This window comes from Shewanella sp. SACH (assembly GCF_001887095.2).
Lineage (GTDB): Bacteria > Pseudomonadota > Gammaproteobacteria > Enterobacterales > Shewanellaceae > Shewanella > Shewanella baltica.
This window is the reverse complement of the sequence record NZ_MPDG02000002.1, coordinates 39983-59568: the sequence shown is the minus strand read 5'-3', so window position 1 is coordinate 59568 and position 19586 is coordinate 39983. Positions and strand designations below refer to the sequence as shown.

Below are 19586 nucleotides of genomic sequence, written 5' to 3'. Positions count from 1 at the left end.
CATCCTTTAGTTTTTGGAAGCTTCTATTGAAATAGGCTCAACGACTAGAGCGATATTTTCACGACAAATAATTCTGACTTCGGTCCCCGCAGCGATAGTGGTGCCATCGCCAAGCGCTGGCCATTCACTACCTTGAAACTCCACTCGCCCGGGTGTTTGCCCAGGACCTATGGTCTGCTTTACACGAACAATTTGATTGTATAGATCGATTGCTTCATCCGTGTTATCCACATGGGAATCACCACCAACGAGCCTTTGAGTCACTTGTCTGAAGGCCAATAACAGCACAATGGCCGAGATAAACCATAGGGTCATGCTCTGCACTACGCCTTCGACTAGCCCTATGCCTAACGCGCCAGCCACGACTAAACAAGCCGCCCCCAGCAACACTATGATGCCACCGGGAACCACTATTTCGGCGAGCATGAATACTAGCCCCACCACAGCCCACACTAAAATCGGATTTGAAAACTCCATATTTCCCCCTGAAATGAGAGTGTCCTTTGCAGCAACTATAACAGCAGCGTTTCGGATAAGCGACATAATATGTCAAAATTTACTAAGCCAAACGCGCAATCAATCGCCTATGTGTTAAGCCTCATTCTCCCACATCCACACGGTGAAGCCCTTAGGTTGTTTTAAAATTAAGCATAATCAATTCAAAAAGATAGCCAACATAAAAGGAAATACTCATTCAATAAGAATAAAATCCATTTAAAATCAATTGGCTAAAAATTGATTTTCACCATAATGATTATGTGATTTTGACAACAACATTCGATAAAAACTTTGAATAAATGTAAATTTTTGCATATATTGCCCCCACTTTTGTGCCAGTCCTTTGACGTACATCCACGCTAGGTTTGAACTTACCCATCAAACCATGCCATAGGTCAGAGAGCTGATTGAGTAAGACACGAATTAACTTCGACCTATACAACAGGAAATAACAATGAAAAAAACATGCCTATGCCTAGCACTCATGCTTTCTCCTCAAGCATTTGCGGGTGACTTAGTACAATGGTGGGATTTCAGTGCAACAGCCCTCTATGGCGAAGACTACGATTTAGCACCATCGGACAAACAAGCCACTATCACCTTAGAAACGGCGGGCGGCTGGAAATACGGTGACTGGTTTGCCTTCCAAGACTTTATCTATTTCAAAGGTAACGATACAGGCATGGAAAGCACTACCTATGGTGAGATTTCGCCACGCTTCAGTGCCAGCAAAATCCTCGGCGAGAAAATCGCCTTTGGCCCAGTGACAGATTTGTCTCTGGCGCTAACCTATGAAGAAGGTGAAGGCCCAGTTCACAGCCTGCTTTACGGTTTAGGCGTTGATGTCGCCGTGCCTTATTTCACTTACCTAAACTTTAATACCTATCGCCGCAATGGCATGAGCACAGGCAACAATAGTGACGGCTGGCAGTTCACCCCAGTATTTCGCATCGACATTCCCGTTGGCTCAGCCAACATAGTGCTTGATGGCTTTATCGACTGGGTATTTGCCACCGATGATAATGGCTACGAACAGAACTTCCACTTCAATCCACAGTTAAAATACGATCTTGGTAAGAGTCTGTTCGGTGATCATCAAGCCAATAAATTATTGGTGGGTATCGAATACGATTTGTGGACCAATAAATACGGTGTGAAAGGCGTCGATCAAGACACTTACTCTGTGATTGCCCAGTACCACTTCTAATCGGTATAGACACAATTTTGAAGTAACAAAAAAGGTGCCATTGGCACCTTTTTTAGTTTGTTCACTCACTTTGCAGGGGAGTGTCGCTTAGCGTAATAAAAATTAGGCTAACAGTTTTTTCGCTGCAGCAACCACGATAGAAACCGCGCTTACTTCGGTTTTCTTCATTGTGGCTTCATCAGGAATTTCTTGTTGGGTGCGGTTTACAATCACACCAGCAACACAGGCTGCACGCCAGCCTTGAGTGGCACACATAGTGAATAAGGTGGAAGATTCCATCTCATAGTTCAGTACGCCCATATCTTGCCATTCTTTCATTGAACCCGCGAAACGGCGCGTTACACGGCCAGTGACAGTGTCATAACGCTCTTGGCCTGGGTAGAAAGTATCAGAAGAAGCCGTTACGCCAATGTGTGGCTCTACACCTGCATCGCGACACGCTGCAACCATAGCAGTGGTACATTCAAAGTTTGCAACCGCAGGGAACTCCATAGGTGCAAAGTGTAAGCTCGCGCCATCTAAACGCACTGAAGCTTGAGTCACAATCACATCGCCCACATTGACATGGGGTTGAATTGCACCTGTAGTACCAACGCGCAGGAAGGTATTCACACCTAATTGTGCAAGTTCTTCTACTGCGATAGAAGTCGATGGACCACCGATACCGGTTGAACACACGACTACTGGCTTGCCATCGGCATAAGCTAAATAGCTTGTATACTCGCGGTGGCTAGCAAGAAACGTCGCATTGTCCATTAGTTCGGCAATACGTTTTACGCGCTCTGGATCACCAGGAACGATTGCCAAAGTTGCACCATCGAGCATTGCTTTGGTCAAACCTAAATGAAATACATCAGCCATTGTGAAAACCCCTTTCATTTTTGATAATTAAATTCTTATAAAATCGACTTTAACCTAGTATCGAAGCGGTGAAGGTTAACTTGATCACAGAATTATCGGCAAGAAGTAATTGTTTAGTCGTAATGAAATTACCAATTACCCTCACATCTGCTCACAAGATAGCAAATTTGCCCGCGCTGCGAATGTCAGTCTGATTTATGCCTAACAAAGTGTGAACCAGATCCTAATCACATGCCATAGACAGCGGCCGAAATCATCTAATCCAATGATTTATAAGTGATTAAAATAAATCATCATTTAGTATTAATCTGAAGCAGGGCGAAGAGTGATCTAAGTCACATTTCACTGTAGAGTGAAAGGTTAGGGTTAAGGCGAAACCAGAAGTGTAGTAGATGACGACAAGGAGAATGCCGATGTTTCCAGAGTACAGAGAATTAATTTCCACCCTGAAAACCCAAGATGCTCATTTTCAACGTAAGTTTAACGAGCATAATCAGTTAGACGAGGAAATCAAACAACTGGAAAAACGTGTCGCCAGTGATTTCAATCCGACAGTGAAAGAACTCAAAAGCAGAAAGTTACACCTAAAAGAAGAGATTTATCAGATCCTCAAATCCCACGAGTAATCCCAAACTTCTTTAGCGAACAACAAGGGCGCCTAAGCGCCCTTATTCATGTCAACGTAATCGCTTATAGATAGTAATCTTTCAGCGGTGGGAAACCGTTAAAGCACACTGCCGAATACGTCGTCGTATAAGCGCCAGCGGTTAACCAATACATGCGATCACCAATGGCTAAGTCATTCGGTAAACCATAGCTGTAGTGCTCATACATGATATCGGCACTGTCGCAGGTTGGGCCGGCAATCACGCATTTATCCAGCTCGCCTTGACGATCGGTATAAATCGGAAACTTAATCGCCTCGTCCATCGTTTCAATCAAGCCTGAGAATTTACCCACATCGGTAAACACCCAACGCTCTAACGCTGTGTAGGATTTTTTGCTGATCAGTACCACTTCAGACACTAAAATCCCCGCGTTAGAAATCAACGAACGGCCCGGCTCCAGAATAATCTGCGGTAAATCGTCACCGAAATCTTCCTTCAGGAAGTGAGTGATCTGCTCGGCATACACACCCAATTGATTGGTTTTATCAATATAGTTAGCAGGGAAACCGCCGCCCATATTGATCATCTTCAGGGTGATATTGTGCTCATCACGCAGACGGTCAAAAATGCTTTTCACTTTACCTATGGCAGAATCCCAAGCACCGATATCACGTTGCTGAGAACCCACATGGAAAGAAATACCAAAAGGTTCTAAGCCCAATTCCTGCGCCAATACTAATAGCTCATAGGCCATTTCGTTTTGGCAGCCGAATTTACGCGATAATGGCCAATCAGCCGTGTCTGTACCTTCGGTCAAAATGCGCACGTAAATACGCGATCCCGGTGCTTCTTCAGCGATCATTCGCAGATCGGCTTCTGAGTCGGATGCATACATACGCACGCCGCGCTCATAAAATGCACGTACATCTTGACGCTTTTTAATGGTATTGCCGTAGCTGACTCGGTCGGTTGTCACGCCGACATTCATGACCATATCTAGCTCATAAATCGAGGCAATATCAAAGTTTGACCCTTTATCTTTAAGTAAAGATAAGATCTCGGCCGCGGGGTTTGCCTTAACTGCATAATAAACGTTGGCGTAAGGAAAACTATTAACCATGTCATCGTATTGTTTCGCTATGATACTGGTATCAATCACTACGAACGGGGTTGCTTTGTCTTTGGCAAACGCTTCAATACGCTTGAATGTGTCCATGTCATAATAGTCAGCAACATCAATAGATTGAAATTGGCTCATTGGGCCAGAGTCTCCTTTGGGTCAGGTAGATAAAAGTGAGTGTAATGTCTTAAAAAACGTGCGCAGTAAACGATATTTTATCGCTTTACGCAACGAATTTTTATGCTGAATTTATAACTTTTTATTCCACAATGTTTTAAGGGGCTAAACCACCAAAAAAAGCCTCTATAAAACAAATGATTATGCACACAAACCCTAATACCAATCGTATTAAATATCTGTTCATTGAGCGGGAATTCAACGCGCTTTAGACAAGGCGAAGGCTTGAAGGCATAGTGGTGCTCTGTCGAAAGCCTTGAACGCAGTATAAAGCGCGTTGCCATGCCTTTAACATCAGCCGCCCTTCGGGAGCCACACAGGCATCCCACTCCGGTGTTGCATTGACTTAAAAGGGAATAACCATTTCTGCGTCAATGCGCCTTGGATTGAGATGCCTGTGAGGCTCTGAACTGATTAGATATTTAATGTGATTGGTATAAGGTAAATTTGTGTGCATTATCAGAATAAAAAGTGAATTTTTTACGACGTTATCGCAAAGGAGATGGATAGACTGGCTCAAGCCAACATATCCATCCCAAAGCGATAAGCTTGAGGGGGCTAGCGCACCACGAAAGAAGGCTAATCTGATGCCTTAAAATAGTTCAAGTAAATTAAATCGTTACTGCGGCTGATTCAGTTTTGCGAGTGCTTGGCCCAAGGCTTCACTGGAATCAAAATAGGCGATATCTAAAATATTACGCTGATTGAGTAATATCATAGTGGCCATATCTTTGGTATCGGGTAACAAGCGACTGATCTCACCTTCCCTATCTAACCCAATCGCAAAGGGTAAATCTTGCATTTGTGGCACAGCAACAAACTTAGCGATTAAAGAAGGCATGCCACTGATATCGGCGACATAAACTAACCCATTAGGCATTTGAGTCGCACTCAGAGGCGTGAGTGCTTCTTTAATCACATCGCCGCCTTTCATGCTGCGGCTAAAGAGTAAAACTTGAGTTTCATCTGTCACACTTATCGTTTGATCATTTTGATCAAGAAGTGAAATAGGATTAATCGCATCGCCAGCAACATAACTCGCAGCATACGCCCACATGGGGGTTAATAGACAAGACAGACATAACAACAGCGTTTTCATAAACACTCGACTCCATTATTGGATAGGCGGACAGCATACCTGACTCCCCCTATCGACTCATTAAACCAACCGCGATTACATGATACGCTTCACACATGCATGGCGAATAAGTATTTGATGGGATTTCTGCGCTATAATCGCACAGTTAAGTTTATTACAAGGATATCATAATGATAACACCTGGACTCGATCAGGAATTGCAGCAACTACAAGGCGTTTATCAGCTGATCACAGAGTTTCTAGTCACCTATAGCTTCCAATTGGTCGGCGCTTTGCTGATCTTTTTACTGGGGTTGTGGGTCGCCAGTAAGGCATCACGTTTAGTCGCGAAGCAGTTCGAAAAACACAATATCGACATTACCTTAAGCAATTTTGTCAGTAACCTTATCCGCATTCTGATCATCATCATGGTCGGGATTATCGCCCTCGGCAAAATTGGCATCAGCGTCACCCCTATGGTGGCAGCCATTGGCGCCGCCTCCTTAGGTGCTGGCTTAGCCTTGCAAGGCATGTTAGCCAACTATGCCGCCGGCGTGACCATTATCGTCACCCGTCCTTTCGTGGTGGGAAACACTATCGAAATCAAAGGGGAAAGCGGTGTCGTTAAACGTATCCACTTAGGCATGACCATTCTGAGTAATGAGGAAGGCGAGCAAATCAGCATTCCCAATAAGCATATCGTCGGTGAGATCCTGCATAATTCCTTTAGCAATAAACTGGTCGAAACCCAGTTTAATCTCAGTTACAACACAGATCCCGAACGGGCCATTAGTGTGATCACTGAGTTATTGAGCAACAATCCCTATGTCTATCAAGAGACCATGCCCAATATCGGCATCAATGGTTTTAATGCTATCGGGATTGAAATGGGAGTGCGCTATTGGGTGCCCACGCAAAGCTATTTTCAGCATAAATATAAGGTGAACTTAGCCCTCTACAACGCCCTTAAGCAGGCGGAAATCGAGATTGCCTGCCCCATCAGGGAGATCCATCTGCAAGATAAATAACGCTAATGATCATGGGTTGACCGGCGTAGTCGGTCAGCCTAGCCCACATTGTAAATTTGCATTCTTGTACGAATTTACGTTTACTATGCTCCCAAATATCGATAGTGATGGATTACTATGTTGTTGATACTCATAATTATTGCTTTTGTTGTACTGTTTATTTTCTTCGCTAAATATCAAAAAAAACAAGCTCAAGCCGAAGCGCTTGCCGCAGGAGAGCCCAATGCGCTACTCCATCATGGCATCGCACTGATTAATAAAGATCAAGTAGAAGCAGGCTTAGATTTTATTCATCAAGCCGTGGATAAAGGGTTGGCAGTTGCGGCTATCACCCTTGCCGAATTATATTCGGGCCGATTTCCACAAGTGCCAGCCGATGCTAAAGCCTCGAACGATTGGTATAAAAAAGCGGCCGAACTCGATGCCCAATACTTATCACTGTTAACGCTACCGAATTTGCTTTCGCCTGAAGCGCAAACTCGGGAAGATCTAGAAATGCTGGAGGCTCAGCTCAAACCCAATGCTGAAGCAGGCGATGCCGCCTTTCAGTATGAACTTGGGCTTTTATATGAAAGGCAGCCTTTACTCGATCCAAATGCGACTCAAGCCATTGATTGGTTTGAAAAAGCCGCAGCCCAACAACATCCAGATGCCGATTACCACCTAGGGGCGCTTTATTGGCATGACAAACGAGTGACGTCTGACTTTGCCAAAGCGAGACAGTACTTTGAAAAAGCGGCGGCTAATGGCGATGAACTGGCCAAAGAGCACTTAGGCAATATGCTCCTCGCTGGCCAAGGTGGGCCAAAAGATGTAGCTCGTGCAGAGGCTTTGCTCAGCGAACAAGCCGAAGACAATGATTTCAGACAATTTTACTTGGGTAGACGCTTCTTTTATGGCGAAGATTTTCCAGTGGATTATGTCAAGGCCCGTTATTGGTTAACGAAATCCTTTGAAGCAGGTAATAGCTTTGCTCAGGTCACGCTGGCCAATCTTTTACTCGTCGACCCGCAAAATGATGATGACTACCTAAAAGCCAAAAATTACTACGAAGAACTCATCACAGAATGGAATGAAGACGCCTTATCAGGCTTAGGCAAAGTACATGAACAAGGCTTAGGCGTAAGCCGCCAGCCGATTAAAGCGTTAATGTATTATCAGCTTGCAGCCATGAGCCATAGCGCTGACCACCTAAAAGAATTAGCTAGATTGAGTCAACAACTGGGCAGCTTAGAGGTAAGAGAGGCCGAGCGGCTGCATGACAGTTTCTTGCATCAGTATCCGATCCCCACTGAGCAACAAGCCTATTTCTATGGCAACAAGGCTGAATCATTTCTAAGTGGTGAAAATCCTACGCGAGAGGATCTACAGGCAGCAGAAGCTTGGTACATTAAATCGGCAGAGCTAGGTAATGAAAATGCCATGCAAGAACTGGTCGATATTTACGGCGCGGAGCGATTAAACAAGCCAGTACAAGTGTTTATTTGGTCTAGCTTATTACTGCGTCATTTTGGTAAATATGGTATGAATAGCGACCAGCTGCTCTATCAAACCAGCGCTAAATCTTGCTTAACAGAATCTGAACTTGCCTACGCCGAAACCCAAATTGAGGCCATTGAGACCCAATTAACGCCCTATCTTGAGTCTGTATAGGTAAGTTTCGCAGCAGCGAATGAGTCCCAAAAAAGGTTTGGCCAAATTAAATAAGCCAAACCTTTTAGTGATAAAATAGAGTGCATTTATAATTACTTAAAAAGCATAGTGGATTTATAAGCACTACAATCATTGTATTCACTAAACCTGTACGGCTAAATGACTAGACATAAAACCTAGTCGGATTAACTGTCCAGCCCGATAATTAAAACTGACCATTTTAATAGGCAAGATGAATGAGGCTGATACTGATAATCGTCATTTCATGCTTATTTCTGCCCCAAGCGAGAGCAGAAACCTCTGCTATTGTCTGGCAAGCACACTGCCGCGATAGGCATCCTGTTATTTATTTCGAAAATGGTGAGTGCAAAGGCCCAGGTGCTGCGGTGATCAATCAAGTTATCACCCGTCTAGGTCACAAGGTAAATTGGAGTAATGTGCCTTGGGCACGCACGATAAAAGTCGCCGAAACGGGACAAGTCGACCTCATTCCCGTCCATTCGATGACACCCGAGCGCAACGATTTTCTGGACCCTATGCTACTGGGCTACGACAAGCGCTACGTCTATTACTTTGCCCTTACGAATCGACAGCTTGAGGTCAAAAATTTCGATGAATTAAAGCCTTATATCATTGGCGCACTCAGAGGCGCTTTTTACTGTCCGCAGTTCAATGACAATCAAAATCAACTGAAAGTGTCTTTTGTTAATGATAACGGCCAGTTAATCAATATGTTGAAGGCAGAGCGTATCGATTTAGCTATCACCTCCGAACAACATGAGATGCAATTCTTTGCTAAAGATCCCCAGCTTAAGCAGATGGAATACGTCGACATCAGCAAGAACGGCCGCTATTTCAGCATTCCGCTCATGTCGCCGCTGCATCAATATGCCAAGCAAGTTCACCAGATAGTCGACGACATGCGCACCTCAGGCGAAATCACTCGGCTATTTGAATCCTATGGTGTCGAGCCTCCGCTAAATCTCACCGAATCGCCCACCACTCACTAATCTGATTGCTGTTTAGCCAAAGGGTGACCCAATGAAACATAAACAGCCTTAACTAGCCCGTTCCCTGCAATACCCTTTGAGATCTTAGTGTTTCACTAAGATCTCTTTTTTATGATGTTGCCACTCTGGCACAAACGCAGACATTTAGACTCAGCCATTCTTCAGCCTTGCCCCAGTTTGTCTCATTGAGTGACGCCGTACGGTAGTTTGACTCTGTCTATCCGCCAAATCACCTGATTTTTATGGCATTTATTTTGCGTAGTCATAACGTGTTCAATTGCGGCAACCTATATGACCTCGGGCAAAATCCCACAAACAGTATCCAATCCTTCATTCAACCGTTTACTCGGTGAAACCAGTGGTGCCTTTGCCGACTTGGGCACTTTTTTACCTTTGGTGTTGGGGCTGATTGCCCTCAATCAATTTTCGCCCCAAGGGATATTTTTGGGGTTTGGTTTATTCGCCATCTTAAGCGCACTGTTTTACCGTCGCCCTATTCCCGTACAACCGATGAAAGTAATCGCCGCACTGGTAATCGCCCAAGGCTTAACCCCTGGTATGTTGCAGGCAAGCGCCATGTTGATGGGTATTATCCTGTTAATTCTCGCCTTTAGCGGCGCCATTACGTGGCTGGCCAAACAGTTATCCCAAGCTGTGAGTGTGGGCATTCAACTCGCTATAGGTCTGCAACTGATGTGGATGGGCACTAAGATGATGAGTGAGTTTTGGTTAATTGGCGTCGGGGCTTTTGTATTACTTTTTATCAGTAAATTTTTGCCGCTTCGCTACCTTGCCATGCCCTTAGTCATAGCAGCGGGGATGATTTGGCAAGCAAGTACACAAACTAATTTAGTCACTAACTTCGATATTCAAGCAGTGACAGCGCCATTTCAATTGGCTTGGCCGACGTCTGTTGAGTGGACTTCCGCCGCGCTTTTATTGGTTTTACCACAACTGGCTCTCACCTTAACCAATGCAGTGATCGCCACGTCTGTAATGGCGCAGGAGAAATTCCCCGAAGATGCTGCCAAGCTCACACCCAAAAACTTCGCCATTAGCTCAGGTCTTGCCAACTTACTGCTCGCGCCCTTTGGCGCCTCGGCCATGTGCCACGGTGCGGGTGGACTTGCGGTGCAATACCATTTTGGTGCCCGCACTTACCTAGCGCCGTTAATTTTTGGCAGCACCTGTTTAGTGATAGCCCTGTGCTGGGGTAGCCATATCGCTTGGCTATTAAGCCTTATTCCTATGGCAATCCTCGGCAGTTTGCTAACCACTGCGGGGCTGCAACTGGCGTGGTCGAAACGCTTAATCGATGGTAAGCCTTTCTGTATCTTTGTGATTTTATCCACAGCCGTCACTTGTCTTGCCATCAACGCCGCCGCAGGGCTCGCAGTGGGGATCATTCTAGAGCAAGGTCGCCGCACTTGGGCCATGTTGGCCATGCGTTAATCGCTTCCGACTCGCTGTAATAATGGTTCCCAAAAACAAAAAGCGCGTTTAATTACGCGCTTTTTGTTAACCATTAAAACCTCTTCCAACTGCCATCAACGAGAACGAGAGTTATAGCAGGCTAAAAGGTTCTTGCAGGATTGGTCGGTGTGTCTTTTTGCGCCAGCGCCCATTTAGCAATGGCATCTTTACGCATAAAGCCAACGCTGGCGTGACCTTTCGCGTACTGAATAAACTTATCTAAGGCGGTCACCAATCCAGGAGCGCCACCAATACGGTCGTGCACACTGATCGACATCATACGTCGCTGCGCCGAACCTTCTTGATAGAGCATGTCGAACTCATCCTTCAGTTCCTGCAAAAAGGCGGCGGCCGTCATAGCAGTGTTGCCACCAAAACGTCCTATATCATTGTTACGTAAAGTGTAAGGCACAACCGCAAAAGGCTTATTTCCTACTGGGATAATTGAAGGTTCATCCCGCGATAGGTCATCGATGTGATAAATAAAACCTAAGTCCTGCAAAATATTGAGGGTTTGAGTACTATGGCGCATCCAAAAGGCATTAAAACCTAAGGGGCGCTGACCAGTGATCCTTTGCAGCGTCTCAATACTCGCCACATAGGAGGCGCGTTCCTCTGCTGGCGACATGCTGTACTGTGGCGTCCACGTTTGTCCGTGGCCCGAAATCTCATGCCCCTCATCTGCAACTTGTTTGGCAAGTTGAGGATGTAGCTCAGCGGCGCGCCCAACCATGTGAGAAGTCACCTTGATATTGTGCTTACGCCACAAGCGCAGCAGCCTTGGAATACCTTCGTTCATACCGTAGTCGTACCAAGTCGGGGTGATGGTATCTGGATAGCCCTTTTCCATCGGCGGAAACGGCCCTTCGGCATTTTTATCTTGAGCACCTGCTTCAAACTGCATTGAGATTGAAATCACTAACTGCTCACCACTTGGCCAAAATATTTTGTTCATACCACTGCCACCTGAACTTTTGGAGTCATTTTCTAAGGTATCTAATGATGGTAAACCAATAGCCAGCGCTGTTTGGCTTAGGCCGAATCCAGCAGCGATGGCGCCACCTGCCATTAAAAATCGTCGACGTTGATTCATGATTGAGTCCCTGCAGCTAATTGAGAAAATAGCGTTTGATAATCTTCGAGGTGCCAGTTATCTGTGATGAAACCATCCCGTACTCGATACATGTCAACAGCACGAAAATCGATTTTCTGCCCTTGGCCTTTTTGCTCACCAAAGACACCAGTGAAGCGGCCATTAAAACGCAGACGCACCACTGCACGATCGCCAACGACTAGCAAATGCTCAACTGAAACAGAGAGATCGGGGACCGCTGCCCTAAATGCCTTTGAGGCTTCGAGTGGACCCGTGATTCCCTGTGCGCGGCCAGCGGGCAGAGTACGGTCGATAAAACCAGTCGCCAATGCGCCGTGGGCAAAACTTGCATCGCCCGTGTGCCAAAAACTAGCATACAACAAGGCGGCGCGGGCGATAGCTTGTGCCTGCGGTGATTCATCAGAAATCGTTTCCATTGCCGCCACTTTTGGCACTAACGACGCTGATACTTTAGTTATTTCAGGGGTCGCGCCGACTTGGTCGGCCATCGCATCTAAGCTCAGACTAGCTAAGCTAAAACCCACCATTGCGATACCTATAAAACCTGAAAACCATAGACTTAAGCTGAGCCATGCAGGATATCGCTGCACAGATAAACGGTTAACCCTATCCATTATGCCACCTCATCCTCATCCGAACGGATAACGGCTCTCAATGCTTCGTTGTATGTAGGATAATCGGTATAACCCGCCGCACTACCGCCAAACAAAGGCCCTTTGTCGAATGCAGATAAAGGCAATTGATGCATTAAACGGTAAGGCAAATCAGGATTGGCAATAAAAGGACGACCGAAGGCGACTAAGTCCGCATAACCGCTATCAATCACCTCATTGGCACGCGCCACATCGTAGCGACCCGCAACAATAATGCTGCCCTTAAAGACTTTACGCAGCTCGACTCTAAAGGACTCTGGCACCTTGGGCGCATCATCCCAATCCGCCTCTGAAAGATGTACATATGCCACGCCTAATGCCGATAAATGCTTAGCCGCTAACAGAATAGTGTCTACAATTTCAGGACACGCCATATCTTTAAACGTCACATAAGGGGCGAGGCGAACCCCGACTTTATTGGCACCAATTTTCGCACTCACGGCTTGGACAATTTCGAGTAAAAAACGAATGCGATTTTCCTGAGAACCACCGTAGACATCAGTTCTGTGGTTTGAATTGGTGCGTAAAAACTGGTCAATCAGATAACCATTGCCGCCGTGAATTTCGATTCCATCAAAACCCGCCGCAACCGCATTCACACCCGCCTGTGCAAAATCGGCCACCACACGGTCGATATCCGCTTGCACCATAGCTCTAGGTTCTGGGCAATCCACCATTTGTCCTTCAGGATGGGCTTCATCCACAATCCATACTTTCGTGCCAACGGGCGCAATGGCCGATGGCGCAATCGGGGCATTACCCTGCTGAAAAATCGGGTGTGATACACGGCCAACATGCCAGATTTGATTGAAGATTTTACCGCCTGCTTCATGCACTGCCGCAGTGACTTTTCCCCAGCCCTCAATTTGCTCAGCGGTATACACGCCCGGCGTAAATGAATAGCCTTGGCTGTCATCGGAGATTTGTGTCGCTTCTGTAATGATTAGCCCCGCCGAGGCGCGCTGGGCATAATATTGCGCCATCAGGTCATTAGGAATATTGCCTGGCTGCGTAGTACGCGCCCGAGTCATAGGAGCCATCACAATGCGATTGTTTAGGGCCAGTGACGCTAATTTGTAAGACATGAATAGACTCATACACACTCCGAACCAGAAATTAAGATGAAACATCAGTGGTGCAATTGTGCATTAGTTAATCTATATTGATAATCAGGCTATTATTAAAATCATTTTCAAAAATAATTTGATATGTATCATTTAAACGATCTGCAATTAGCGCTGCGTATCGCAGCCTTAGAGAGTCTCTCGGCAGCCAGTAAAGAAATAGGCATGACGCCGGCAGCGGCAAGTGCCGCGCTGCAAAGATTAGAGAAAAAGCTGGGATGTCAGCTATTTGCTCGCTCAACGCGGCGCTTACAGCTCACAGAAGAAGGGCGGATTTTTCTCGATTCGGCGAAACCTGCACTGGCGATTCTCGAAACCGCCAGCGCCAATTTAGCCGAACACAGGGGTGAGCTTAAGGGCGAAGTACGTCTCGCCTTACCTTCGGATATTGGTCGCAGCCAGATCCGTGCTTGGCTCGATGAATTGATGGACAGCGCCCCAGAACTAACAGTGCAGCTGTATTTTGGCGATCATATGACAGACTTAATCGACCAAAATATCCATTTGGCTTTGCGCTATGGCCAGCTTGACGACTCAAACCTTAAAAGGCGTCAGCTCGCCATGACCCCAAGGGTACTGGTCGCCTCACCCGCTTATCTGGCACAACACGGCACACCAAGCACGCTAAATGAACTTAGCCAACACGCAGTACTGATCTTAAATCGCGGCGGTGAGCCGTGGCAGAAATGGAAGTTAAGTCATAACGGCGCCCCCGTTGAAATCGAAGTCAGGGGCCAACGTTTCTGTAACGATGGCGCAGTGATCCGCGACTGGGCACTCTCAGGTCGTGGAATTGCCTATAAGAGTTGGCTCGATGTGGCGCAAGATGTGACCGAAGGCAGACTCCACTTAGTGCTAGCCGATAAAATAGCCCCACCGATCCCACTGCAATTGGTATATCTACAAACCGATTATCCCAGCCATAAGATCCGTCGCACCATAGAGTTTTTAGTAGAAAAGCTCAGCCAGTTCTCCCAAAACTATCCACTGCCCTAATGGTAATTTATTCCTTGGGAAGCACGACTGTCACCACACAGCCCTGTTGCCACGGCAACAAGACTTGCGTGGATTGCTGGCAGTTTTCGATTTGAATGCTGCCATGGTGGCGACTGACCACATCCTTACAGATAGCTAAACCTAGGCCTAACCCCGCATCTTTAGTTGAGGCGAATGATGCCATCAACTCACTCGCCTGTCCCTGTAACCCTTCACCATTATCAATCACTAACACTTTGATTTCATTCGGTTGAAAATAGATATCGATCCATAATTGCCGCACACGGTTATCGCCGCAGGTCTCTAGCGCATCTAAGCTATTTTTTACTAAATTGACCCACATTTGGCTTAAACCAACGCTATCGCCCATCAGTTCAAAGGGCTCACCCTGCACTCGCACATTCACTTGCACATTCGCTCGGTCTAGCTCGCGCCGCAACAGAGCTAAAGCTTCTTTCACCACTGGCACTATATCTAAAGGTTCGGTCTTGGCCTGACGCCGCTTGAGTAAACCGCGAATACGATGCACAATCGCTCCGGCGCGAATCGACTGCGCATTAATTTTACCGAGTACATCATAGAGTTCCGGATTATCTTGCCCAAGCCTTTCCAGTTGCAGCATGGCACCTTCGCTGTATTGGGTAATGGCGGCTATGGGTTGATTGAGTTCATGGGCAAGTCCTGCACCTATTTCCCCAAGAATCGCCGCACTTTGCAGTCGCTCAAGCTGCAGTGCCTTGTCCTTTAATTGACGCTCAGTGCTAACTAAAAACTCACTTTTCTGGCGAAACTTATATTCAAGCCACAGGTGATAAATGGTGGAAATAATGAAAATTAACAACAGTGCACCACCCCATTCTTTATTTTTTGCCATCCATTTGTATACGGTTTGATAAAGTGGTGGTGATGCTCCCTGTAGTTGTAATTCTTTAAATAACTCAATCACTTTTAACTGGCTTACGGGCGCAGTCCAGCCCAAAGTATCGGCGGTAATTGCTGCAATATGATCGGCGGGTAAATCGAATAAGGCACGGGTAATCGCCATCGTCAACTTAGGAGAAACCGTATCCGCCGCAGCGAATGACCAGTTTGGGTATAACTGAGTGCTCACCTCGCAATCATATCCTGCAGGCGTGGCAGGATGGATAACCCGATAATCGACCTGATTAACAAGACCCGTTGCGATCATTTCCTCTAAGGTACAAAAAGGCGCTATTGCGGCGTCGGCACTGCCATCTCTGACTTGATAGATAAGCGGTTCTAACGGGAACCCGAGGAAGCGCACTTGCCCAAAAAACTGTTCGGGTAAAAAGCCCATTTTATGCAGTAACCCCATGGCCGCCTGATACCCGCCTAATGCCTGCGGATCACTCGCGACCACATTGCGCCCGCGCAAATCCTGCAGAGTGCGGATAGGGCTATCGGCGCGGACGATAATAGTTGCGCCTATGGTAAAAGTGCTGCCCTGATGCTTGCGGCTCTTCATCGTCGCGAGCCAAGACAGCGGGAAGTTATTGCTTAGATGCAGATATTGCCCGGGGTTGGTGACGATAAACTGCAAATCATGGCCGAGTAACTGACTACGCATACCATTAAAGTCGACGGGCGCCACTTCAAAATGGCTATTGGGCACTTGTTCAGTCAGGTAATCCATCATAGGTTGCCATCGCTGCTTGGCCTGTAATACGCCGTGGTTGGCCAACACTCCGACTTTAAAGTGGTTCACCTGTGGCACGTCATCGGCATAGGACTGATTGAGCCCAATGACACTTAGGCATAATCCCATCACTACCGCTTTACACCAAGAGCCCGTCGTCATCACCGCTATTACCCTGTCTGATATGCCATTAAACGACTTTAGCTCGCAGATAAAAATCAAGCTGTGAAATGCCGCCAAACTCTGGTTTCTGCCCTAAGATAATCGGCTAATTTAGTGATGTACCTCCCAAGACCTAGGCTTAAAATTGAGCCTGACACAGACGCGGCTTAAGCTGATATGGCCTCCCCCCACCCCACATGCCCACATGCCCACAAGGAAATCCATGTCTACAAAACTGCCGCTGTATTTAGTCGATGACGATGAAGCGATTCTGGATTCACTGGGTTTTATGCTCGGGCAATTTGGCTACCAAGTACAAACCTTCAACAGCGGCCGCGACTTCCTTGCGCACTGTGCATTATCGCAGGCAGGCTGCGTGATTTTAGATAGCCGAATGCCGGAGATCACCGGCCAAGAAGTGCAGCAAAAACTGCTCGAAACCCACAGTCCGCTTGGCGTCATCTTTCTCACTGGCCACGGCGACTTACCTATGGCGCTGAGCGCCTTTCGTAAGGGAGCCTGCGACTTTTTTCAAAAACCGGTGTCCGGCAAGGCATTAGTACAAGCGATAGAAAAGGCGCAATGTGAAAGCCAAACGACCTTCGAGCAGCAAAGTCTGCAACATAAGTTTGACCAACTGACCGAGCGCGAGCAGCAAGTGTTAGCCCATGTGATCCAAGGCATGACCAATAAGCAAATCTCGGAGGCGATGTTTTTATCCCTACGCACGATTGAAGTACACCGCGCCAAAATCATGAAAAAACTCGAAGTGAACAATATGGCAGAGCTAGTGCAACACTTAGGCAATCTGAATTCTGTCTTCTAAGTCAATCACCCGTGATCACTAAAAAATCGTTAAGTCTTCTCGCCACGCATATGGATTTAACCGTTAAACCCTTTTACCCAGACCATTCAAGATACCGTAACAACACAGTTTTCATCCTACCTGCGACAAGCTGTCGCAGTTTGTGCATTTGGCTTTGTTAAATATCGTATCAGCCCGCACAATCACGCCATAGGTTCCTTCCTTTGTGCCCCGCAGGCGCTCAAGAAATCCACTGCTTTTTGAACCTCCACCCGAGGGTAACTATGCCCTCGGGGATTTTTTTCTCCCATCCGCGAATGCCTTACTCCGAGATAACAACCAAAGTGGAAATTGAACGATCCAGTTCTAGCTCCATCTGTAAAGCGGTTATATACTTCCCAACCATCTCAAATAATAAGAATCATGGAAGAGCGAATGTTCAAACCTTTAATATTACTCAGCTTTAGCACCTTAGCCTTAAGCTGTATGAGTGGCTGCGTTGGGCCGCTTAATTCAAAATGTGATACAAACTCCCCCTACAGCAAACAAGAATGCAATGCAGCCGACGCCGCTGTTTATGTTGCAGCCGCCATATTAGAAGGCCCAGATAAAGGTCAAACGTGTAACGATATGTCGGACAAAGCAAAACAAGACTGCTTCGCTCAGCAACAAGCCCTGAAAGAATCATTAGAAAAACACGCTCGAAAATAGCATTAAGGAAGATGAATGAAAGCCTCCATTTTTATTGCCGCGACCCTCGACGGCTATATCGCCACTCCCGATGGGGATATCGACTTTTTAAACCAGCATCCCAGTACAAATCCCGATGAAGACTTTGGTTATCATGCCTTTATCGACACTGTCGATGCGATAGTGATGGGACGTAAAAGCTTTGAAAAAGTCCTCTCCTTCGATTGTGATTGGCCCTATGTGAATATCCCAGTATTTGTATTAAGCCGCAGCGGTGTAACTGTGCCCTCGGCGTTAAGTGAGCACGTAAAAGTGCTTAATGGCGATGCAGCAAGCATTAGCGAACAACTCAAAAACCGTGGCTTTAAGCATCTCTATATCGATGGTGGACAAACGATCCAAGGCTTTTTAGCGGCGGGGTTAATTCAGGAACTCACGCTCACTCGTATCCCCACTTTACTGGGTAAAGGCATTCCCCTCTTTGGCGACTTAGCTCAAGCGCTTCAATTAATGCCAATCCACACGCAGCAGTATGACAATGGCTACGTACAAACCCGCTACCAAGTGATAGACGAAACCGCTTTATAAGTCGTTTACCTGTGGGCGATGACATTAATGACGAAGGTAACCCCTGCCATTTTGCGGCTTGCCCTCCTCTATTTGAGTTCATGTAACCAAAACGTTAAACAGAATGTTAAACAGAATGTTAAACAAATAAATACTATCAATGACATACTGATTGCGAATCGAAGTTCCGTTAGAATATCCCCCTCTAACAGATAGGTGAGCAATATGAGTCGTTTGCAGTCATCGAAGGGTTTTACATTAATAGAACTGGTTGTGGTCATTATCATCCTTGGGATCTTGGCCGTCGTTGCGGCACCTAAGTTTTTAAACCTAGGCCAAGATGCCCACGATGCTAGAGCCAAAACCGCATTTGCGGCCTTTACCTCTGGCGTTAAGCTTTACCACAGCTGCTGGCTTGCAGGCGGTCACTCAGGTTATACCCAAGATCTCGCTTGCTATGGCGATGGTAAACTCGACTCGAGCACGACAGGATTTCCACTGGGAACAGAGACTGCAACCGCTGATGCCGGTGTTAAATTGCAGGGCGATTATTGCGGTCAGTTATGGCAAGGTCTTTTGGCTAATAATGAATTTATCATTGCTACTCAATATACTTGGCGCACAGTTCCCAATGTCGACATTGTTTACTGGTATGGTGCCGTCGACATTACCGATCCCAATGCTTACTGTATTTTCAACTATGTCTCGGACGATCGCAGCTTCGGCAGTGAAAACTGGGATTTTAAATACTATCCCTATAGTGGAAAGACTGAAGTCGGTCGCTCAACCCTTCCCCAGTAAGCGCTTATTTTTGCAGCCAAAGGTGCGCGAAAGATCGCAAACTCCTTTGGCTTTTCTCGCTATAACTTGAATTATTGTCATCTATCCCCATATCTACTCCATCATCCACCGCATGATTTGTCATTGCGGGCCAGAGAAGAGGATTCATTGTGACCACTATCGTATCAGTACGCCGTAATAATCAAGTTGTCATCGCCGGCGATGGCCAAGTCTCCCTAGGCAATACCGTAATGAAAGGTAACGCCAAAAAAGTGCGTCGCTTATATCACAACAAGGTACTGGCAGGTTTTGCAGGCGGCACCGC

At 46.5% G+C, this 19586-nt stretch carries 19 protein-coding genes and 1 pseudogene; 12 read left to right on the top strand and 8 right to left on the bottom strand.

Going from position 1 to position 19586, the window contains the following annotated elements; all coding sequences use genetic code 11:
- Positions 1–6 precede the first annotated feature (6 nt).
- Positions 7–477, bottom strand: a complete 471-nt coding sequence (locus tag BM607_RS08115; RefSeq protein ID WP_063883326.1) for an NfeD family protein — start codon at positions 475–477, stop codon at positions 7–9.
- Positions 478–952: 475 nt separating this feature from the next.
- Between BM607_RS08115 and BM607_RS08110 the strand changes: the two genes are divergently transcribed.
- Positions 953–1705 (top strand): outer membrane protein OmpK, encoded by a 753-nt coding sequence (locus BM607_RS08110; RefSeq protein ID WP_014620883.1) that lies wholly within the window; start codon positions 953–955, stop codon positions 1703–1705.
- A gap of 102 nt (positions 1706–1807) precedes the next feature.
- Here BM607_RS08110 and udp read toward each other — a convergent pair whose 3' ends face one another.
- Positions 1808–2566, bottom strand: a complete 759-nt coding sequence (gene udp, locus BM607_RS08105; RefSeq protein ID WP_006083287.1) for a uridine phosphorylase — start codon at positions 2564–2566, stop codon at positions 1808–1810.
- Positions 2567–2979: 413 nt separating this feature from the next.
- Between udp and BM607_RS08100 the strand changes: the two genes are divergently transcribed.
- A complete protein-coding gene (locus BM607_RS08100) occupies positions 2980–3192 on the top strand; it encodes a YdcH family protein (RefSeq protein ID WP_006083288.1) in 213 nt (70 codons plus the stop codon).
- Between the two features lie 64 nt (positions 3193–3256).
- On the opposite strand, the gene BM607_RS08095 is transcribed toward BM607_RS08100, so the two are convergent.
- Positions 3257–4432, bottom strand: a complete 1176-nt coding sequence (locus BM607_RS08095; protein WP_006083289.1) for a type III PLP-dependent enzyme — start codon at positions 4430–4432, stop codon at positions 3257–3259.
- A gap of 658 nt (positions 4433–5090) precedes the next feature.
- Positions 5091–5570 carry a hypothetical protein gene (locus BM607_RS08085; protein WP_012088107.1) on the bottom strand — a complete coding sequence of 160 codons (480 nt, stop codon included), beginning with the start codon at positions 5568–5570 and terminating at the stop codon, positions 5091–5093.
- A 170-nt stretch (positions 5571–5740) separates the two neighbouring features.
- Between BM607_RS08085 and BM607_RS08080 the strand changes: the two genes are divergently transcribed.
- The 4 genes from BM607_RS08080 (at position 5741) to BM607_RS08065 (ending at position 10692) form a co-directional block, all read left to right on the top strand.
- Positions 5741–6577 (top strand): mechanosensitive ion channel family protein, encoded by an 837-nt coding sequence (locus tag BM607_RS08080; protein ID WP_071938726.1) that lies wholly within the window; start codon positions 5741–5743, stop codon positions 6575–6577.
- A gap of 117 nt (positions 6578–6694) precedes the next feature.
- Entirely contained in the window at positions 6695–8230 is a 1536-nt protein-coding gene (locus BM607_RS08075) for a tetratricopeptide repeat protein (protein ID WP_071938727.1), read from the top strand.
- Positions 8231–8466: 236 nt separating this feature from the next.
- Complete coding sequence (locus BM607_RS08070) at positions 8467–9240, top strand: transporter substrate-binding domain-containing protein (protein WP_071938728.1); 774 nt, start codon at positions 8467–8469, stop codon at positions 9238–9240.
- Between the two features lie 291 nt (positions 9241–9531).
- Positions 9532–10692: a putative sulfate/molybdate transporter gene (locus BM607_RS08065; RefSeq protein WP_071938729.1), complete on the top strand. Its 1161-nt coding sequence runs from the start codon at positions 9532–9534 to the stop codon at positions 10690–10692.
- 121 nt (positions 10693–10813) lie between these two features.
- On the opposite strand, the gene BM607_RS08060 is transcribed toward BM607_RS08065, so the two are convergent.
- Genes BM607_RS08060 through BM607_RS08050 form a run of 3 tightly spaced genes read right to left on the bottom strand, consistent with a single transcriptional unit; the run spans position 10814 to position 13577 of the window.
- Entirely contained in the window at positions 10814–11806 is a 993-nt protein-coding gene (locus BM607_RS08060) for a polysaccharide deacetylase family protein (protein WP_063883315.1), read from the bottom strand.
- Positions 11803–12441: an ester cyclase gene (locus tag BM607_RS08055; protein ID WP_071938730.1), complete on the bottom strand. Its 639-nt coding sequence runs from the start codon at positions 12439–12441 to the stop codon at positions 11803–11805. Before BM607_RS08055 ends, BM607_RS08060 begins: the two co-directional genes overlap by 4 nt.
- Positions 12441–13577: an alkene reductase gene (locus BM607_RS08050; RefSeq protein WP_071938731.1), complete on the bottom strand. Its 1137-nt coding sequence runs from the start codon at positions 13575–13577 to the stop codon at positions 12441–12443. The genes BM607_RS08055 and BM607_RS08050 overlap by 1 nt, the downstream gene beginning before the upstream one ends.
- Before the next feature lie 111 nt (positions 13578–13688).
- Here BM607_RS08050 and BM607_RS08045 point away from each other — a divergent pair, with 111 nt between their 5' ends.
- On the top strand, positions 13689–14600 hold the full coding sequence (locus BM607_RS08045; RefSeq protein ID WP_071938732.1) for a LysR family transcriptional regulator: 912 nt from the start codon (positions 13689–13691) through the stop codon (positions 14598–14600).
- A gap of 7 nt (positions 14601–14607) precedes the next feature.
- On the opposite strand, the gene BM607_RS08040 is transcribed toward BM607_RS08045, so the two are convergent.
- The gene (locus BM607_RS08040) at positions 14608–16419 is read right to left on the bottom strand and encodes a PhnD/SsuA/transferrin family substrate-binding protein (RefSeq protein ID WP_071938733.1); all 1812 of its coding nucleotides are present in this window, start codon (positions 16417–16419) and stop codon (positions 14608–14610) included.
- Between the two features lie 223 nt (positions 16420–16642).
- Between BM607_RS08040 and BM607_RS08035 the strand changes: the two genes are divergently transcribed.
- The 5 genes and pseudogenes from BM607_RS08035 to BM607_RS22120 all read left to right on the top strand — a co-directional run.
- Positions 16643–17245: a response regulator gene (locus tag BM607_RS08035; protein ID WP_071938734.1), complete on the top strand. Its 603-nt coding sequence runs from the start codon at positions 16643–16645 to the stop codon at positions 17243–17245.
- Between the two features lie 414 nt (positions 17246–17659).
- The gene (locus tag BM607_RS08030) at positions 17660–17935 is read left to right on the top strand and encodes a hypothetical protein (protein WP_071938735.1); all 276 of its coding nucleotides are present in this window, start codon (positions 17660–17662) and stop codon (positions 17933–17935) included.
- A gap of 15 nt (positions 17936–17950) precedes the next feature.
- Complete coding sequence (locus BM607_RS08025) at positions 17951–18502, top strand: dihydrofolate reductase family protein (protein WP_071938736.1); 552 nt, start codon at positions 17951–17953, stop codon at positions 18500–18502.
- A 204-nt stretch (positions 18503–18706) separates the two neighbouring features.
- Positions 18707–19282 carry a prepilin-type N-terminal cleavage/methylation domain-containing protein gene (locus BM607_RS08020; RefSeq protein WP_006087084.1) on the top strand — a complete coding sequence of 192 codons (576 nt, stop codon included), beginning with the start codon at positions 18707–18709 and terminating at the stop codon, positions 19280–19282.
- Between the two features lie 149 nt (positions 19283–19431).
- Positions 19432–19586 (top strand): annotated as a pseudogene (locus BM607_RS22120) (HslU--HslV peptidase proteolytic subunit); the annotation flags it as partial.

What these genes read in the sequence shown, in the direction of transcription:
- BM607_RS08065 (WP_071938729.1), top strand. Translation starts at nt 9,532, where the DNA reads ATGACCTCGGGCAAAATCCCACAAACAGTATCCAATCCTTCATTCAAC.
- BM607_RS08095 (WP_006083289.1), bottom strand. Translation starts at nt 4,432, where the DNA reads ATGAGCCAATTTCAATCTATTGATGTTGCTGACTATTATGACATGGAC.
- BM607_RS08050 (WP_071938731.1), bottom strand. Translation starts at nt 13,577, where the DNA reads ATGAGTCTATTCATGTCTTACAAATTAGCGTCACTGGCCCTAAACAAT.
- BM607_RS08030 (WP_071938735.1), top strand. Translation starts at nt 17,660, where the DNA reads ATGTTCAAACCTTTAATATTACTCAGCTTTAGCACCTTAGCCTTAAGC.
- BM607_RS08020 (WP_006087084.1), top strand. Translation starts at nt 18,707, where the DNA reads ATGAGTCGTTTGCAGTCATCGAAGGGTTTTACATTAATAGAACTGGTT.
- udp (WP_006083287.1), bottom strand. Translation starts at nt 2,566, where the DNA reads ATGGCTGATGTATTTCATTTAGGTTTGACCAAAGCAATGCTCGATGGT.
- BM607_RS08110 (WP_014620883.1), top strand. Translation starts at nt 953, where the DNA reads ATGAAAAAAACATGCCTATGCCTAGCACTCATGCTTTCTCCTCAAGCA.
- BM607_RS08060 (WP_063883315.1), bottom strand. Translation starts at nt 11,806, where the DNA reads ATGAATCAACGTCGACGATTTTTAATGGCAGGTGGCGCCATCGCTGCT.
- BM607_RS08055 (WP_071938730.1), bottom strand. Translation starts at nt 12,441, where the DNA reads ATGGATAGGGTTAACCGTTTATCTGTGCAGCGATATCCTGCATGGCTC.
- BM607_RS08045 (WP_071938732.1), top strand. Translation starts at nt 13,689, where the DNA reads ATGTATCATTTAAACGATCTGCAATTAGCGCTGCGTATCGCAGCCTTA.
- BM607_RS08100 (WP_006083288.1), top strand. Translation starts at nt 2,980, where the DNA reads ATGTTTCCAGAGTACAGAGAATTAATTTCCACCCTGAAAACCCAAGAT.
- BM607_RS08115 (WP_063883326.1), bottom strand. Translation starts at nt 477, where the DNA reads ATGGAGTTTTCAAATCCGATTTTAGTGTGGGCTGTGGTGGGGCTAGTA.
- BM607_RS08025 (WP_071938736.1), top strand. Translation starts at nt 17,951, where the DNA reads ATGAAAGCCTCCATTTTTATTGCCGCGACCCTCGACGGCTATATCGCC.
- BM607_RS08070 (WP_071938728.1), top strand. Translation starts at nt 8,467, where the DNA reads ATGAGGCTGATACTGATAATCGTCATTTCATGCTTATTTCTGCCCCAA.
- BM607_RS08040 (WP_071938733.1), bottom strand. Translation starts at nt 16,419, where the DNA reads ATGACGACGGGCTCTTGGTGTAAAGCGGTAGTGATGGGATTATGCCTA.
- BM607_RS08080 (WP_071938726.1), top strand. Translation starts at nt 5,741, where the DNA reads ATGATAACACCTGGACTCGATCAGGAATTGCAGCAACTACAAGGCGTT.
- BM607_RS08085 (WP_012088107.1), bottom strand. Translation starts at nt 5,570, where the DNA reads ATGAAAACGCTGTTGTTATGTCTGTCTTGTCTATTAACCCCCATGTGG.
- BM607_RS08075 (WP_071938727.1), top strand. Translation starts at nt 6,695, where the DNA reads ATGTTGTTGATACTCATAATTATTGCTTTTGTTGTACTGTTTATTTTC.
- BM607_RS08035 (WP_071938734.1), top strand. Translation starts at nt 16,643, where the DNA reads ATGTCTACAAAACTGCCGCTGTATTTAGTCGATGACGATGAAGCGATT.